The 15,766-nt window shown below is 64.0% G+C and carries 17 protein-coding genes; 4 read left to right on the top strand and 13 right to left on the bottom strand.

Annotation, left to right across the window (positions count from 1 at the left end):
• Positions 1-4: 4 nt before the first annotated feature.
• From VF34_RS01770 to VF34_RS01745, 6 genes are all read right to left on the bottom strand, one after another.
• A complete protein-coding gene (locus tag VF34_RS01770; protein ID WP_027498224.1) occupies positions 5-799 on the bottom strand; it encodes an MlaE family ABC transporter permease in 795 nt (264 codons plus the stop codon).
• Positions 800-804: 5 nt separating this feature from the next.
• Positions 805-1,980 carry an ABC transporter ATP-binding protein gene (locus VF34_RS01765; protein WP_094718929.1) on the bottom strand — a complete coding sequence of 392 codons (1,176 nt, stop codon included), beginning with the start codon at positions 1,978-1,980 and terminating at the stop codon, positions 805-807.
• Positions 1,981-2,423: 443 nt separating this feature from the next.
• Complete coding sequence (gene rplL, locus VF34_RS01760) at positions 2,424-2,810, bottom strand: 50S ribosomal protein L7/L12 (RefSeq protein ID WP_008713856.1); 387 nt, start codon at positions 2,808-2,810, stop codon at positions 2,424-2,426.
• 90 nt (positions 2,811-2,900) lie between these two features.
• Positions 2,901-3,482 carry a 50S ribosomal protein L10 gene (gene rplJ / locus VF34_RS01755; protein WP_008713855.1) on the bottom strand — a complete coding sequence of 194 codons (582 nt, stop codon included), beginning with the start codon at positions 3,480-3,482 and terminating at the stop codon, positions 2,901-2,903.
• Positions 3,483-3,810: 328 nt separating this feature from the next.
• Positions 3,811-4,287: a class F sortase gene (locus VF34_RS01750; RefSeq protein WP_228139272.1), complete on the bottom strand. Its 477-nt coding sequence runs from the start codon at positions 4,285-4,287 to the stop codon at positions 3,811-3,813.
• Between the two features lie 155 nt (positions 4,288-4,442).
• Positions 4,443-5,219, bottom strand: a complete 777-nt coding sequence (locus tag VF34_RS01745) for a CHRD domain-containing protein (RefSeq protein WP_027498227.1) — start codon at positions 5,217-5,219, stop codon at positions 4,443-4,445.
• A gap of 144 nt (positions 5,220-5,363) precedes the next feature.
• Between VF34_RS01745 and VF34_RS01740 the strand changes: the two genes are divergently transcribed.
• On the top strand, positions 5,364-5,897 hold the full coding sequence (locus tag VF34_RS01740; RefSeq protein WP_045840763.1) for an RNA polymerase sigma factor: 534 nt from the start codon (positions 5,364-5,366) through the stop codon (positions 5,895-5,897).
• Positions 5,894-6,610 carry a hypothetical protein gene (locus tag VF34_RS24175; protein ID WP_027498229.1) on the top strand — a complete coding sequence of 239 codons (717 nt, stop codon included), beginning with the start codon at positions 5,894-5,896 and terminating at the stop codon, positions 6,608-6,610. Before VF34_RS01740 ends, VF34_RS24175 begins: the two co-directional genes overlap by 4 nt.
• Here the strand turns inward: VF34_RS24175 and VF34_RS01730 are convergent.
• On the bottom strand, positions 6,592-8,811 hold the full coding sequence (locus VF34_RS01730) for an MMPL family transporter (protein ID WP_045840686.1): 2,220 nt from the start codon (positions 8,809-8,811) through the stop codon (positions 6,592-6,594). The genes VF34_RS24175 and VF34_RS01730 overlap by 19 nt on opposite strands.
• Positions 8,812-9,312: a hypothetical protein gene (locus tag VF34_RS25435; protein WP_027498230.1), complete on the bottom strand. Its 501-nt coding sequence runs from the start codon at positions 9,310-9,312 to the stop codon at positions 8,812-8,814.
• Position 9,313: 1 nt separating this feature from the next.
• Here VF34_RS25435 and VF34_RS25430 point away from each other — a divergent pair, with 1 nt between their 5' ends.
• A complete protein-coding gene (locus VF34_RS25430; protein WP_228139273.1) occupies positions 9,314-9,871 on the top strand; it encodes a hypothetical protein in 558 nt (185 codons plus the stop codon).
• 86 nt (positions 9,872-9,957) lie between these two features.
• Here the strand turns inward: VF34_RS25430 and VF34_RS01715 are convergent, their stop codons facing one another.
• The 4 genes from VF34_RS01715 to VF34_RS01700 all read right to left on the bottom strand — a co-directional run bounded on the left by VF34_RS01715 (position 9,958) and on the right by VF34_RS01700 (position 13,184).
• A complete protein-coding gene (locus VF34_RS01715) occupies positions 9,958-10,662 on the bottom strand; it encodes a phosphatidylserine decarboxylase (protein ID WP_228139274.1) in 705 nt (234 codons plus the stop codon).
• 35 nt (positions 10,663-10,697) lie between these two features.
• Positions 10,698-10,895, bottom strand: a complete 198-nt coding sequence (locus VF34_RS01710; RefSeq protein ID WP_027498233.1) for a hypothetical protein — start codon at positions 10,893-10,895, stop codon at positions 10,698-10,700.
• Position 10,896: 1 nt separating this feature from the next.
• Positions 10,897-12,135: an SDR family oxidoreductase gene (locus VF34_RS01705; RefSeq protein ID WP_027498234.1), complete on the bottom strand. Its 1,239-nt coding sequence runs from the start codon at positions 12,133-12,135 to the stop codon at positions 10,897-10,899.
• Positions 12,136-12,479: 344 nt separating this feature from the next.
• Positions 12,480-13,184 carry a TetR/AcrR family transcriptional regulator gene (locus tag VF34_RS01700; RefSeq protein WP_027498235.1) on the bottom strand — a complete coding sequence of 235 codons (705 nt, stop codon included), beginning with the start codon at positions 13,182-13,184 and terminating at the stop codon, positions 12,480-12,482.
• Between the two features lie 204 nt (positions 13,185-13,388).
• Here VF34_RS01700 and VF34_RS01695 point away from each other — a divergent pair, with 204 nt between their 5' ends.
• Positions 13,389-14,864 (top strand): MFS transporter, encoded by a 1,476-nt coding sequence (locus VF34_RS01695; RefSeq protein ID WP_371827903.1) that lies wholly within the window; start codon positions 13,389-13,391, stop codon positions 14,862-14,864.
• Between the two features lie 16 nt (positions 14,865-14,880).
• Here VF34_RS01695 and VF34_RS01690 read toward each other — a convergent pair whose 3' ends face one another.
• On the bottom strand, positions 14,881-15,435 hold the full coding sequence (locus VF34_RS01690) for a PaaI family thioesterase (RefSeq protein WP_027498237.1): 555 nt from the start codon (positions 15,433-15,435) through the stop codon (positions 14,881-14,883).
• Between the last annotated feature and the right edge of the window lie 331 nt (positions 15,436-15,766).

Here is a 15,766-nt window from a genome sequence, read left to right as displayed (position 1 = left end):
GCGGTTACGCTCCCTTCGCTGGGACGACCTGGAGATAGACCAGGGTCAGGATGAGGTTGGCGAAGAAGAGCAGCAGGAACGTGATGACAACCGTCTGGTTCACTGCCTCGCCGACGCCCTTGGGTCCGGGGTTGGGATTGAGGCCCTTGTAGGAGGCGATGATGCCCGCGATGAGTCCGAAGATTGCTGCTTTCGCCTCGGCGACATACAGATCCGGCAGCTGGGCCAAAAACGAGAACGACGCCAGATATGCACCGGGGGTGCCGCCCTGAAGGATCACGTTGAAGAAGTAACCGCCGGCGATGCCGACGACCGAGACCAGGCCGTTGAGCAAAAGTGCGACGAGGATCATCGCGAGCACTCGGGGAACGACGAGACGATGTACCGGGTCGATACCCAGCACTCGCATGGCGTCGATCTCCTCGCGGATGGTGCGCGAGCCGAGGTCTGCAGTCACAGCAGAACCGGCAGCGCCGGCCACCAGCAGTGCGGTCACGATCGGACTGCCCTGCTGGATGACCGCGAGCACGCTGGCCGCACCCGTGAACGACTCGGCACCGAGCTGCTTGATGAGCGATCCGGTCTGCAGCGCCACGACCGCGCCGAACGGAATGGCGACGAGCGCCGTCGGCAGAATCGTGACGCTGGCGATGAACCAGGCCTGCTCGATGAACTCGCGGAACTGGAACGGCCTACGGAAGGTGTTGCGAACCACCTCGACGAACAGTTCGACGATATTGCCGGCTTGTGTCAGAGCGGCGCTCGCCGGAGCGAACGTGGACTTCTTCGATCCCCCCATGTCTGCTATTGACCCCGACCTTGTGTTGGAGCTTGGTAGCCCTGCTGATCATGACCTTGCCCGCTGTAACTCTGCTGGTCGTAACCCTGCTGGTCGTAACCCTGGTGGTCGTAACCCTGGTGGTCGTAACCCTGGTGGTCGTATCCCTGCTGGTCGTAACCCTGCTGCTGGTCTGCATACGCGGGGTAACGCTGACCCGGGTCGGTGGTGTCGAGGCTTTCCTGGATCGCAACCTGGGCATTGTGCGGCAGGGTGTGCATGATCTGGCGGACGCGCTCCTGCCTACGCCCGACGGCTTCGCGCACCGGAGTTCCGGGAGTGGCCTTCATCTGCGGCACGATGCCTTCGACGTCGTCGACGCCGCCGGCGTGGTGGCCGGCGTCGACCATGGCCTGCTCCTGCGCCATCTGCGCCTCGTCCTTCTCCTCCGACATGCCGATCGGACCGATCATCGTTCCGTTGAGGAACTGCTTGACTACCGGCTCGTCGCTCGTCAGGAGCACCTCGCGGGGGCCGAACATGACCAGCTGGCGACGGAAGAGCATGCCGATGTTGTCGGGCACCGTCCGAGCGAGGTTGATGTTGTGCGACACGATCAGGATCGTGGCGTCGATCTCGGCGTTGATGTCGATCAGGGTCTGCGAGATGTACGTAGTGCGAACGGGATCGAGGCCGGAGTCCGGCTCGTCGACCAGGATGATCTCGGGATCGAGAACCAGAGCGCGGGCGAGACCGGCGCGCTTACGCATACCGCCGGAGATCTCGCCGGGCAGCTTGTCCTCGGCACCGAGCAGACCCGTCAGTTCCAACTTCTCCATGACGATCTTGCGGATGTCGGACTCGGACTTCTTCGTGTGCTCGCGGAGCGGGAACGCGACATTGTCGTAGAGGTTCATCGAGCCGAACAGTGCGCCGTCCTGGAACAGCACCCCGAAGAGCTTCCTGATCTCGTAGAGCTCACGGGAGGAGCACTGCAGGATGTCGGTTCCGTCGATGAATATCTTGCCCTGTTCGGGACGCAGGAGGCCGATCAAGGACTTCAGGAAGACCGACTTGCCGGTACCGGAAGGACCGAGGAGCGCACTGACCTCACCCTTCGGCAGGGTCAACGTCACGTCCTGCCAGATCTTCTGTACCCCGAAAGACTTGGTCAATCCCTCGACCGAAACCTCGACTCCCACGCTGACCTCCACAATTCGTACACATCGACCCGGATGTGGGTTGTGTCACTGTATCCCATGCACGTGTCCGCACCGACACGGGAGCTTACCGCCCAGTAAGAACTTCCCCGAGTCAGGCTGTAGAGCTTGCATCAGTGTGGCTCATCTCACGCGACACGGTCGGCGACTCGCCAGAACTGTGACAAGTCCCTGCGTCACAAAGCTGTGACACGCCACAAACAATGACCGCCGAAACCCTTCGGAATGCTTTGGACTTCGGCGAAACCGAGTAAACAGGGGCACAAGGCCGGTGTCACGCGATTTGCAGGAGTCCGTGATCGATCACAACAGTGCACCCCGTGCGGTGTCCGAGAACAGAAGAAGGGCCGTCCCCACCGAGGTGGGAACGGCCCTTCTTGCGCTCGTGCGTTCAGAGCACGAAGCACGACTGCAACGAAGCGGTCCTACTTGACGGAGATCTTCGCGCCGGCAGCTTCCAGCTTCTCCTTGGCGGCGTCGGCTGCGTCCTTGGCAACCTTCTCCAGAATTGCCTTCGGAGCGCTCTCGACGAGATCCTTGGCTTCCTTCAGGCCCAGGCCGGAAACGACCTCACGGACGACCTTGATGACCTGGATCTTCTTGTCGCCGGCCGACTCGAGGACGACGTCGAACTCGTCCTGCTCTTCAGCAGCCTCGGCGGGGGCTGCGCCGCCGCCTGCAGCAGCAACGGCGACGGGGGCAGCTGCGGTGACCTCGAAGGTCTCCTCGAATGCCTTCACGAACTCGCTGAGCTCGAGGAGAGTGAGCTCCTTGAACTGGTCGAGCAATTCTTCGGTGCTGAGCTTCGCCATGGTGGCGGGTCCTTCCTGTAAGTACCTAACCGCTGATCCGCGGCATGGTGTTGATGGTGTGGAGCTGAGCTGTACGCCAATACCAGCGGATCAGCTTTCGGCGGGAGCTTCCGCCGGTGCTTCTGTTTCTGCAGGTGCCTCGGCTGCGGCGGGTGCGCCGGCAGCCTTCTTCTCCTGCAACGCGAACGCCAGACGCGCGAACTGCGATGCGGGAGCGTTGAACAGGCCTGCAGCCTTCGACAAGTTGCCCTTCATGGCGCCGGCGAGCTTGGCCAACAGGATTTCGCGCGACTCGAGGTCTGCGATCTTGTTGATCTCTTCCACGGACAGCGTTGCGCCGTCCATGTAGCCGCCCTTGACGATCAAGGCCTTGTTGTCCTTCGCGAAGGCCTTGATGGCCTTCGCTGCGTCGACCGGCTCGCCCTTGATGAATGCAATGGCGGTCGGTCCGACGAACAACTCGTCGAGGCCGGTAATACCTGCCTCGGCCGCTGCGCGCTTGACCAGGGTGTTCTTGGCGACGGAGTACGTGGCACCTTCGCCGAGCGCACGCCGGAGCTGAGTCAGACCGGACACCGACAGGCCACGGTATTCCGTGACGACGGCAGCCGTCGAACCCTTGAACTGTTCGGTGATCTCCGATACTGCTGAGACCTTTTCGGGCTTTGCCATACTTCGCCTCCTCTCGTGGGAAGTTGTGTCGATCGCGAGAGGGCCGGAAAACGACGAACGCCCCGGCGCAAGAAGCACACGGGGCGTGAACGAGCAGGCAGTCGCGAGGACTGCAGACAGGTTCCCTACCTCGTTCTCCTGCGTGGGCCGTCCGACACGATCTCGGACCTTCAACCGCGCAACTCCCGGAAGTGAATCCTTCGAGATGGCGGTGACCAACGGTCTTGGGTAGAACTTGATTGGGCGGTCTGGACCGGAGTGCGAGCACTCGTGATCCGAACCGTTGTTCAGGTTACAACATACTCCGCGTCAACTCCAAAACGCTGGGCTATTGCCGCACTCCGTAGACGACGAGGTTGCGCTCGTAACTGCCCACCGAGGCGTCGAAGTCGCCCGAGCACGTGATCAGCCTGATCTCGTCGGTGGGCACCGCCCCGAAGACCTGCACCGTCGGGAACTCCACTTTGCCGTAGTCGCCGACCCGATCGATGCGGTAGTCGACTCGACCACCCGTCCCGTCCCCCACCGTCACGACATCTCCCGGTCGAAGCTCCGACAACCGATCGAACACTGCGGGACCGGTCGTGGAATCCACGTGCCCGGCCAGCACGGTAGGACTACCGATCACGCCCGGTCTGCCGCCGCCGGTGAACCACCCGACGTCGTCGTAGTCGCTCGGCACCTCCATCTCGCCGTTCTCGGTGAGACCCAGGCCGATCAACGGCTCGTCGAGGTCGATGGCCTCGACGCTGAGCCGGGTCGGTGCCTGCGCCGCGAAATCCGCCGTCGGGCCCGGTCCCGGCAAATCTCCAGCGGTCGAGGACTCGGTCGCTGGTGCGGCAGGTGGTACCGAGGTAGGTGTTGGTGCGGCAGGTGGTGATGGTGCGGCAGATGGCGGCGGTGCGGACGTACAGCCCGTCACCACCACCACTGCCGTAACAGCAACCAGGAGCCGAGATCTCAGCTGCGTGCCGTTCCGCTGCGGCGAGCAACCAACGTCACTCCCGCGATCGCCGTTGCACCCAGGACTACTGCGCCGAGGGCAACCGCGCCGACGACGGGCACCGCATTACTGGAGGCCGAATCGGACGCCGCGGCCAGAGCCGAACCGCCACCTCCGGTGGCGACGGAGCCGACCGGAATCTGCGTCAGCTGTCCGCGTACCGCTCCGGCCACGAAGTCGACGGTGTGGGTGTCGGCCGCGAAGCCCGCCGGATTTGCTTCGATCTGGTCCAGCGTGAATCCGGTTCCACTGTCGGCGTCGGCACCGGCCGGCGTCAGGCCGGTGGTGAACGGTCCCTGCATGCAGCCGGTGCTCGAACGTGGGCCGTCACCGATCGGCGTCGGGTTCGGGAACGCCAGACGCGGAGGTCCCGCAGCACCCGCCGCCGCCTCGTGAATGTGCGTGGCGGTCTTGGCCGGGCTCATGTAATCGCCGGTGACGCCGTCGAGCGCGATGTCGTAGCAGACGATGTCGAGATCGGAATTGATGCGCAGCGTGAACGTGCCCGTCGCGCCCGGCTGGCCCGGAGTGGCGACACCGTCGCCGTTCACCACCTGGTCGGGAGTTGCCATCGCGGTGAACGCGCTGGTGAACGAGTCCGGTTCGGCAACGGGGGTATCGGCACCGGCCGGGGCCGCGGTGAACAGCATCAGTGCAGCGGCCGTGCCGCCGACGACTGCGGTGGCGGTGCCGCGGACGGACATGGTCGGGCGGGTGATCGAGCGTCTGGTCATCTCGTGGGCCTTCCGTGGGAGTATCGGGCAGGCGAGCCCGTGCAGAGGTGTACGACGGTCGATGCCACGATGTTCAAAATTCGGTAAAGAAATACTCCAGTCTCGGATATGAACGTCCGGGGGTCCGTCGACGTAGTCACTGTCATGAGCATCGGGAGCGTGATCGAACTGCACTTCGACGTCGCTGCCGCGTACGACGAGCATGCGTCGGCCATGCTCGGTTTCGCCGTCAACGCACTGCGCGACCGAGCGCTTGCCGAGGACTGCGTCCAGGAGACGTTCCTTCGCGCATGGCGGGCCCGGTCCCGATTCGAGCCCAGCCGAGGAGCGCTGCGTACCTGGCTGTTCGCCATCGAGCGCAATGTGATCGTCGACGTCCAACGGTCTCTGAGCAGAATGCCGAAGCCGGCGTCGGAAAGGATCGAGGACCTCGACCGACGATCGGTCGCGATCTCGCGTGACACCAGTCCCGACGTGGACGAGCGACTGCGCATCATCGCCGCGCTCGCCCTTCTCTCTCCCGATCATCGGCAGGTCGTCGTTGCGGTGCACCTGGCGGGAACCACCTATGCGGAACTGTCCGAGTCGACGGGCGTTGCCGTACGAACATTGCGCACTCGCGCCTTCTACGCACTGAGGGCGCTGCGAGACCATCTCGACGGACAGGAGGAAGCATGAACGCCCGAGACGATCGCCGAGCCGAACTGATCGCCGCTGCCGTCGGCGACGACCTCGACGACACCGAGGCCGCCGAGCTACGCGAGCTCGCAGCATCCGATCCCACCGTCGACAGGGACATCGCCGAACTGCGCGCGCTGACCGGGACTCTCGGTCGTCGCGGTCCGACCGAACCGTGGCTCGAAGCATCGACGTCACCCGACCTCCGCGCCCGAGTTCTGGGTACGTCACCCGGCTCTGCGTGGCCACCCCAGCGGACACGTGGACCGCGCAGATCGGCCGGCCTGGCGGCCGCCGCCGCGATCGCGGGGCTGGTCGTCGGCAGCGGCGTCGTGCTCGGTATCGACGCCTCTCGACCGCAACCCGAGGATCCACCGGCCGCGATCACCGGACCTCCGGGAACCCTGGGTGCCTACGAGCAGGTCGCTTTCACCACGAGCATGCCGAGCGTGGACATCGAGGGCGGCCTCGTTGCGCACACGTGGGGCACCGAGACGTTCCTCGACATGGACGGCGTGTCCGATCGAGGCCCGTACGAGGTCGTCCTCGTCGATCGGTGGGGCACCGAACTCCCGTCCGGCACGTTTCTCGGTAGCGACGTCACCATCGAATGCCGCATGAACGCGGCGGTACTTCGCGGCGACGTCACCGAGATCGAGATCCGCGGCGCGGACGGCTCGCTGCTGGCGTCGGCTCAGTTGCCGACCACCTGACGATTCCGCGTACCGGGCCACCAGTTGCGCTCGCCGAAGAGCTTCATCATCGCCGGCACCAGCATCATGCGCACCAGCACGGCGTCGAACAGCACCGCGATGGCAAGAGCGAAGCCGAACTGTTTGAGCTCGAGCACGTCTGCGGTGAGGAAGCTGGCGAACACGGCGATCATGATTGCGGCGGCGGCGGTGATCGGCCTGGCGGTGTGTTCGATGCCGTCGACGACGGCGACGTCGTTGCTCGCTTCCCGCACGAACACTTCTCGCATACGGCCGATGAGGAACACCTCGTAGTCCATCGACAGACCGAAGACCACGGCGAACACCGTCACCGGTAGATACACCTGGATGTAACCCGGGCTCTCGAAGCCGAGAATGCTCGAACCCCAACCCCATTGGAAGACGGCGACGGTGGCACCCAGCGCTGCCCCGGTGACCAGCAGGTTCATGGCGACGGCCTTGAGCGGGATCACCACGCTGCGAAACACGACGGCCAAGTAACAGAGAGAAAAGGCCAGTACCGCGGCGACGACCCAGACGAACTTGCCGGAGATCTCCTCGGATGCGTCGACCACCAGCGCGGTGGTACCGCCCACGGACACGCTGGTGCCGTCCACGTCACCGGCGAGAACTGCCTGAGAACGCAGGGTTTCGACGAGGTCGGCGGCCTCCGTCGAGTCGATCGGGACCGACGGGACCACGATCAGCAACGACCGGCCGCCCTCGGGTTGCGCCAACGCGTAGGCGACGCGATCGTCTCCGCGCACGGAGTTCGCGAACGCGTCGACCGTGGCGATCTGCTGCGGTCCCAATGGACTGTCGTCCTCGCCGGTGAACACGATGGTGATGGGCGAGATGGTGCCGGGCGCGAACTTCTCGGTCAGGACCGTGTTGGCTCGTCCGGACGGTTCCGCGCTCAGCGCCTCGGCACCGAGATCGACCCCGTACGAGATCGAACCGATGGGAACCAGGCAGACGATGAGGACGGCGGCGGATGCGACCGTGTAACGCCAGGGGCGCTCGATGACGTGCTGCGCCCACCGCGACCACCACGTGGGAACTGCGGCGTCGTGCTCGTCGACCGAGGGAGGTTGGAATCGTCGCGGCAGCGACCAGGCCCCGATGCGCGTTCCCAGCACCGCGAGAAGTGCCGGCAGCAGGGTCCACGCGACCACGACGACGGTGGCGATGGTGAGCGCGACGACCAACGAGATGCTCTGCACCGCAGGGACATCGACGATCGCGAGGGCTCCGAGTGCGATCAACACGACCAGACCGGAGATGACGATGATGTGTCCGGCGGTGCCCATGGCCGCCCCCACCGCGCGCTCGGTCCTGTCCGAATCTTCACCGGGTCCGGCCCGCCCGATCTCCTCCCGGAACCGACTGACGATGAAGAGTACGTAGTCGATTCCCAGACCCAGACCGAACATCGCCGCCACCGTGGTGACGAGAACATCGAAGGTCATCACGTTGGACAGCAACGCGAACATGCCGAACGCCGCCAGCACTCCGATTCCGGTGGTGACCAGCGGCACGATGCCCGCGACCACGGAACCCAGCGCCAGAACCAGCACCACGAAAGCGATGGGCAGACCGATGCTCTCGGCCCGCACGGCGTCCTCGGATTCGACGCGGGTGAGATCGACGGTCATCGGCGAGTAGCCCGTCACCGCCACCTCGACGCCATCACCGGACGCACCGCCGATCATCTCCTGCACGCGTTCGGCCACTGCGATCCGATCGCTGGCCTCTCCGCCGATGCCGACGAATGCGAGCGCCGAGGTCCCGTCGTCGGAGATCGTCGGGACGAATCCTGCGCTCTCGTAGGGGTCGACGACACGCAGTACGTCCGGTGACTGCCTCAGTGACGAGGCGACCTCGGCCACCCGTGCGCGAAAGGCCGGGTTCCGGCTGTCCACCGAATCCGAGGTGAACGTGACGACGAGCTGTTCCGAGCCGAAGGACGCGAAATGCTGCTCGACCAGTTGGTCGGCGCGGCTGGATTCGGTTCCGGGAACGGAGAAGTTGGCCCCCACCAGGGAGTTCTGCAGCGCTGGGTACAGAATCGCGGATCCCACCGCCAGCAGCGTCCAGATCGCCAGCACCACCCAGCGTCGCCGCGCGACCAGTCGACCCCACCGGTCGCCGATGTTTCCGCAGCTCACCTGCGGGTCGATTCGCGAGATCGTGTCGGTCATCTACGTCAACTCCCGGCTGAAGATGCGGTACGTGCGGTGCGGAGCGAGTTTCGTCCGGGACAGGACCGAGCCCTTCATCCACGGACTGTCGTCGAGCACGGGAGCCGCTTCGACGCGCGTGAACCCGAGATCGCGCATACGCACCGACATCTCCATGATCAGCAGAGAGGACACGGCTCGATCGGGGCAATCCGGATCGACGAACAGCATGTCCACCCGCACTCCGTCGATGACCTCCGTGCGACCCGGACGCTTGACGTGCCACAGCGTCACCAGGTCTCGTGCCCAGCGCGACTTCAGGTGCGACGCCTTCGCGGCGGCCTGATTGACGTCCGGGATTCCCATCAGAAAGCCGACGGGCTTGCCGTCGAGTTCGGCCAGCAGGGTGAGCCGACGATCGATGACCGGAAGCATCATCTTCAGCAACTCGAACAGTTCCGTGTAGGACAGCGGCGAGAAGCCCCAGAAGTTCACGAACGTCTTGTTGTAGAGATCCCGCACGATGCGCGCGTCGCAACGTCCGGTATTTCATCGACCGGAACGTCACCTCGGATCGCGCCTTGATCTTCTCGAAGATCTGCATGTGCCGCGCGTATTTGGGGTCGTTGTAGATGATGCACGGGTCGTCGAAAAGGTAACTGTAGAAGTCCTTGACCGCCATCAGACCCCACTTCTCGAAGTGGGCCGCGTAGTAGAGCGGATTGTGCGGCATCCCCACCAGGGGCAGCGCCGGGACCTCGTCGACGACGATGCCTGCGCTGTAGAACATCGACGGACCGAAGGGCCCGGAAATCGTCGCGAGTCCGCGCGCCGAAAGCCAGTGCGCCGCAGCGTCGAGCAGCGCTTCGGCGACGTCGTGATCGTCGACCGCCTCGTAGAAGCCGAAGAAGCCGATCGGCTCCCCCGTGTACTCGGTGAACGACAGATCGTGGATGGCCACGACGCGACCGACGGCAATCCCGTTCTCGCGAGCCAGAAATGCTTTCGTGACGCGGGTGGCGGCAACCGAGGGCGGCGGTGCGATGAGAATTCGGCCCAGGTCCATCGACTCGTCGGGTAGGCGGTACGGATCGCCCTGGTAGACCAGGTCCGAGACGGACTCGAATTCACGCCAACCGGCTTTGCCGTCGACCTCTTCGATCGTGATCATCGTTCCTCTTCGCTCGGTTGTCTGCCGTCGACGAGGATCGGTGAACGCACCACCGTCGTCTCGCCGGCGAACACGTAATTGCCTGGCCGGACAGTGATCTCGTCGACGAGTGCGTCGGGCACGAACACGTCGCACTGAGAACCGAAGCGGATCATTCCGTACTGCTCGCCGCGCTCGACGGTGTCACCGACGGCGACGTGCGCGACGATGCGATCGACCCAGAGATCGGCAATCTGCGTCACCGTCACCACGGCACCGGACTCGTGCTCGATCGAGATGGTGAGCCGCTCGTTGGTGAGCAGGTAGTCGCAGCCCTCGTCGTAGGGAGTGCGCCGGGTCAACAGGTTCGCACCGACTCTGGCCATCGACTTGTTGAACGGTGCCGCGGACCGATGACGACGCATACCGATGGTGCCCGATACCGGAATTCGGTTGCGGTGCACCGAGTATTCGGACATGTAGATCCCGATCAGGTAGCCGCTGTCGGTCGAGGCGACCCCAGCGATCTCGTCGAGGACGATCGTCCGCCCCTTCTTGACGGCGAACGCGGCACTGCCCGCCTCCACACGCTTGACGTACGTGACGAACCCGTCCGCCGGAGCGAGCACCGCCCGCGGATCGGCCGGCGGTTCGCGGTGCGGATCGCGGAAGAAGAACCGGGTCCGCCAGTACACGAACAACGCGAAGAGAGCCGCCGGCACCGCAGCGAGGCCGAGGGCCCACCGACACCACGACATCAGCTGTGCCGCTGTTCGTCGACGCTCTCCGACCAGGTCACGAAGGCATCCGCTGCCCAGTTCCGCACCGGGCCGGGCAGCAGTCCGATCAGCCCACACACCACGTAGAAGCCGAGCGAGAGAACGCCGTTGGTCACCTCGCGGCCGATGGGTACGTCCCGTAGGCGCACCGAGGTGGGCTCGAATCCGTCTGCCACGTCAGTTGACGGCGGCGGGCGTGAGCGTCTTGAGCTGTGCTTTCTCGAAATAGAGCTCGAACAGTCGGCGGTGGTCGCACCACGAGATGTCGTGGTCGAGTGGGAGTATCGCCTCGGGCTTGTGCACCAGGCGCATGAGCTGGTCGATGTTGTCGGCCAGCATCGTCTCGGCGAAACGAGGAGAGATACGCACGCTGACACGCTCCTTGAACTCCTCCCAGCTCACCAGATCGAGCCCGAGCAGCTCGGCGTAGAGGTCGTGCCCGTATCCGGTGGGATTGCTCGGCAACAGCCTCGTCAGAGGATGACTGCGCAACGAGTTGCTCGCCATGACGTCGCACATCACGTCGACCGGGACGTAGTTCATGCCCGGGCCGTCCCAGATGGCACCGGCTGCGATCGCCAGTTCGATGATGCGCCAGAAGCTGTACACGCGACCGGGATCTCGGCCGAGCTCCGTGCTGCCGAGGATGTACGGAGCCTCGCACAGAGTGACGGAGTAGGTGTCCGACATCGACAGCCATCCGAGCAGAGTTGCGTTGACCCACTTCATCTGCGCGTATCCGGAGTACCACCACGAGTCGGGACGACGGAAGTCCTCGGGCTTCTGATAGAGGTGGGCACCGATGCTGCCCACGTACGTCAGGTGCTTACGGGCGGAGGTGATGCTGAATTCCAGGATCCGCAGCACGCTGACGAACCAGTCGTCGCGCAGTTCGGCATAGCTCTCGGTGTAATCGGTGGAGCTGGCGCAGTTGAAGATCTGCCCCACTCCGGCAGCCAGGTCGTAGTAGGCGGCCTTGTCGAGGCCGAACCGGAACGTCGTGGGAGTGCCCTCGACGATGCGAATCTTGTCGGCGTCGACCTCGATCTCGTACTGGTCGAAGGTGCGCTGCAGGCGCTCGAACGCCGTCTCCTCCTCGGTGGGGCGCACCATCGCATAGACGACCTCGACGGCGGAATCACGAGTGAGTCGGCCGATCAGGTGCGCGCCGAGGAATCCGTTGGCTCCGAACACCAGCGCCGTGTCGGTGCGCGGCGGTGCCATGCTCGCCACCCGGCGTCGGGTGTCCTCGTCGACGAACGGCCGCAACGCGGTCGGATCACCGTTGCTCAGAGCGACGACGTCGGCGTACTTGCCGGCGAAGCGAAGCCCCGTGCATTCGCTGGTGATCAGTGCATCCGCGTGCGGCCAGACCGGACGCAACGAACCATCTCCGAACAGTGCTTCTACGTGCATTCTCGCTCCCCTGCAACGATCGGTGTCCCATGTCACTTCGGACCGGCAGAACGTAGCAATTTCGAGGGCTCGAGATCGGGTGACCGGGAAAGTCTGGTACGCCCCATAGCGTTGCTCAACTTTTGTTGAGAGGGTTCCCAACAGAACACAGTCGAACGGGCGGATTATTGGAGCAGATTACGACCGATTCGCGTTCCTCGTGTCAGTTTCAGAAGACGGCTGCACGATGTCAGAAGTGCACTGCAGTGCAACTCCGAGTTCTCGAGCACACGTCCGGCCGTATCCAGTGAGCGCTGCGATCCCTGACTGGATAGCGCATTGATGGTGAAATTTCGCATCAAGTTTTATTGGCCGTCGGTGAGCTGCGGGTCTAGCGTCGCGGCCGGCCGTGGACGGCTGTGGTCGCGCGAAGTGCTCGATCGGACACTTGCGGCATGGGCGGCGAGAAAGTTGTCGACGATTTGGATGCAGTCGTCGGCGTGGATGTGGCGCAGTCCTGTGAGGCGAGCGAACACTATCGGTCCGAGGAGCTGAATGAGGGCGAAGGTGGTGTCGATCTCGCCGAGTACAGCGCGAGCGTCAGGGGCCGTCAGGATCTGATCCAGGGACCTGCGGTATTGCTCTATGACACGGGCCCGAAGCGAGACCACCGCGCCAGGATCGAGATCGCGCCGGCTGGCGTCGCCGCTGTTGACGGGTCCCATTGCCAGCCAGGCCAGCGTGGTCATCTGCACCGGAGCTTGGTCGATGAGGTCGGCTTGGGTGGTGAGCAACGAAATCAGACGTTCACGTAGCGGACCGGTATCGATATCGGTGTCGACTGGGGGTAGTAGTCGCTCGAAGGTTGCAGCAAGCAGGTCAGTGGTACTTCCGAAGTGGCGGTACAGAGTGGCACGTGCAACCTTCGACATGCGGGTGACCGCCTCCACGGTGACCGCCTCGACACCGCCGGTGGACAGCAGCTGGCCCGCCGCTTCGAGCAACCGGTTACGTGAGCGCGCCAGCCGGGGGTCGGCCGGGCCCTCGGCTGCAACGAGAGGGTCGACCATGAACGGGCTCCGCTCCATTTTGACTGACAAAACATGTCCTCGCTTGACCATTCTGTCACACCCGCAAAGTTATGATACTAATAGTCTCGTACCGAGACGATCAGTCTCTAACTGGGAGGCTGGCCGTTGAACGAACGTAGATCCGACTCTGCCAGCGTCGCTCGATGGAGCGGTGCCCAGTGGTGGATGTTGATTGTGTCGTGCATGGCGGTCGCGTTGGTGGTGGCCGCAATGGCGGCATTGTATTCAGCGTTGCCACAGATCGCGGTCGCGACAGGGGCGACGCAAGCTCAACTGACCTGGATAGTCGACGGTTATACGCTGGTATTGGCGTGCTTCGTTCTGCCTGCCGGTGCGATCGGTGACCGGTACGGTCGCCGCGGGGTGCTCGTGGCGGGGTTGGCGTTGTTCGCTTTCGCGTCGGCCTTGCCCTTGTTTCTCGCCGACCCGGCGTGGCTGATCGCTGCTCGCGCGTTGGCTGGGGCGGGTGCGGCGCTGGTCATGCCCTCGACGCTGTCGATACTGACCGCGGGATTTCCACCGGCGCATCGCGGCCGCGCTGTAGGTGTGTGGGCCGGGGTTGCTGGATCCGGGGCGGTCCTGGGCATCCTCGGGGCTGGTGTGCTGCTCGAACAGTGGTCGTGGACCTCGGTGTTCGTCGGGTTGACCGTCGCCGGAGCGGTTCTGGCCGGGTTGGCATGCAGTATCGCGGAGTCCCGCCAGCAGGAGCATCCACCGGTCGATTGGGTGGGCGCGGTGACCGTAGTTGTCGCGGTCGGGGCGATCGTCTTCGCTGTGATCGAGGTTCCGGCCCGTGGCTGGTCGGATTCGCTCGTCGCCATCAGCACTGCGGTGGGCTTGTTCGCAGTTGTGGTGTTCGTCGTCGTAGAACTACGTTCCTCGGCACCCCTACTCGATGTCCGGTTGTTCGCCCGCCGTGGCTTCGGTGCCGGCGCACTGTCGGTCTGTATCCAATTTCTGGTGACCTTCGGGGTGTTCTTGCTGTTGGTGCAGTATCTGCAGTTGATTCTCGGTTATGGACCGCTCACCGCCGCGTTGGCGTTGACCCCTATGGTCGTGCCGCTCATCGTGATCTCGGTGATTGCACCCTGGCTGTCGAACATTGTTGGCCTGCGGGTGATGACCACTGTAGGTCTGCTCACCATCGCGGCGGGACTGGTGATGGTGAGCAGATTGACCGTCGCGGCAACTTACCCTGACCTGCTGTGGCCCTTGCTCATCATGAGTGCGGGTTTGGGGTTGTGTACCGCCCCTGCGACTTTCGCCATCGTCTCGGACACTCCTGAGGCCAAGCACGGGGTGGCTGCCGCGGTCAACGACGCAGCTCGCGAAATCGGTGCCGCGATTGGGATTGCGGTAGCCGGTAGCGTGCTCGCGGCCGGTTACGTTCAGCACATTCAGCCGGCTCTGCCCCAGCTACCCGAGCCTGCCCGTGGTCCGGTGGCCGATTCTCTGGCCGCCGCGTTGCAGGTCGCCGACCGCGCAGGACCAGCTGGTCAGCCGCTGGCCGAGTTCGCCAGAGCCGCATTCGTACACGGAAGTGGTCAGGCGACGCTGTCGTTGGCGGCGCTGACCGCCGCTGGGGCACTCGTCCTCGCCGTCTTTGCGCCAGGTAGACGCAGCCGTACGACAGCCACCGCGGGTGACGGACGTCGGTGAAGGTCGGCCAGGGTGTCTATTCTTCGGTGTGATTCGTGTCTGTGGCCCGGAGTTGGGCTCGGGCTTGGGACTGCATGAAGTGTTCGACCTCGACCACCACGAACAGGGCAGTAGCGGTGGCTACCGAGCGGCCCTGCGCATCGTCCATCGTGGCCGTGAGATCCAGTTTGCGCCCATCACGAGACCGAACGGCAGCACGCAATACGTATGGAGTGCCGAGCAGAACCGGCGCTAGGTAGTCGAGCTCGAGACGCCGCGTCACGGCGAGCTCACCCACTGTGTAGAGCAGGAAGCCGAACAGATCGTCGAGAACGGTCGCCACCGCGCCGCCGTGTGCTATCCCGGGTGCCCCGACATGACGTTGATCGAACACATGGTGAGCCACCACGCCGTTCTCGTCACGCTGGACCGACAGGGCATGGCCGTGCGGGTTCTGCGGCCCACAACCAAGACAGTCGGGGTGGTGGGGCGGTAGATCAGGCGAATCGAAACTCGTGCTCCAGAACGAGCGCGCCCAGTTCTCGATAGCGGGGCCGGCCGACCCGCTGACCTCGTCTGGAATTCTTTTCATGGTCGGACCTCTCTGTCGTGAAAACATTGTGCCGAGTCTGTCGCGTCTTCGTGCGCTCGGCCTGCACCGCTGTTAGTTTCGAAAGATAAACTGCACTATGTCAGAAGTGAACCGCACTAAAGGATCGACCAAGCCGACATAGCTTTAAAGAGAGAAGTGATCTGCCGCGAGGATTTCGGACCTGGAGATGACTATTCTGAGGCCGCGTTTGCGGACTGCCCGTAACTGAGTTCTTGTCTAGGGAACATTCCAGCCACCACGAAGGGCATCTCGCGAATGCAACTATCTCACACCCGACCTGCCTCGGCCGAATGCTGCGACGACCCCAATC

It is taken from the genome of Rhodococcus sp. PML026 (assembly GCF_000963615.1).
In the GTDB taxonomy this organism is placed as follows: Bacteria; Actinomycetota; Actinomycetes; order Mycobacteriales; family Mycobacteriaceae; genus Rhodococcoides; species Rhodococcoides fascians.
This window is presented reverse-complemented; position numbering and strand designations above follow the sequence as displayed.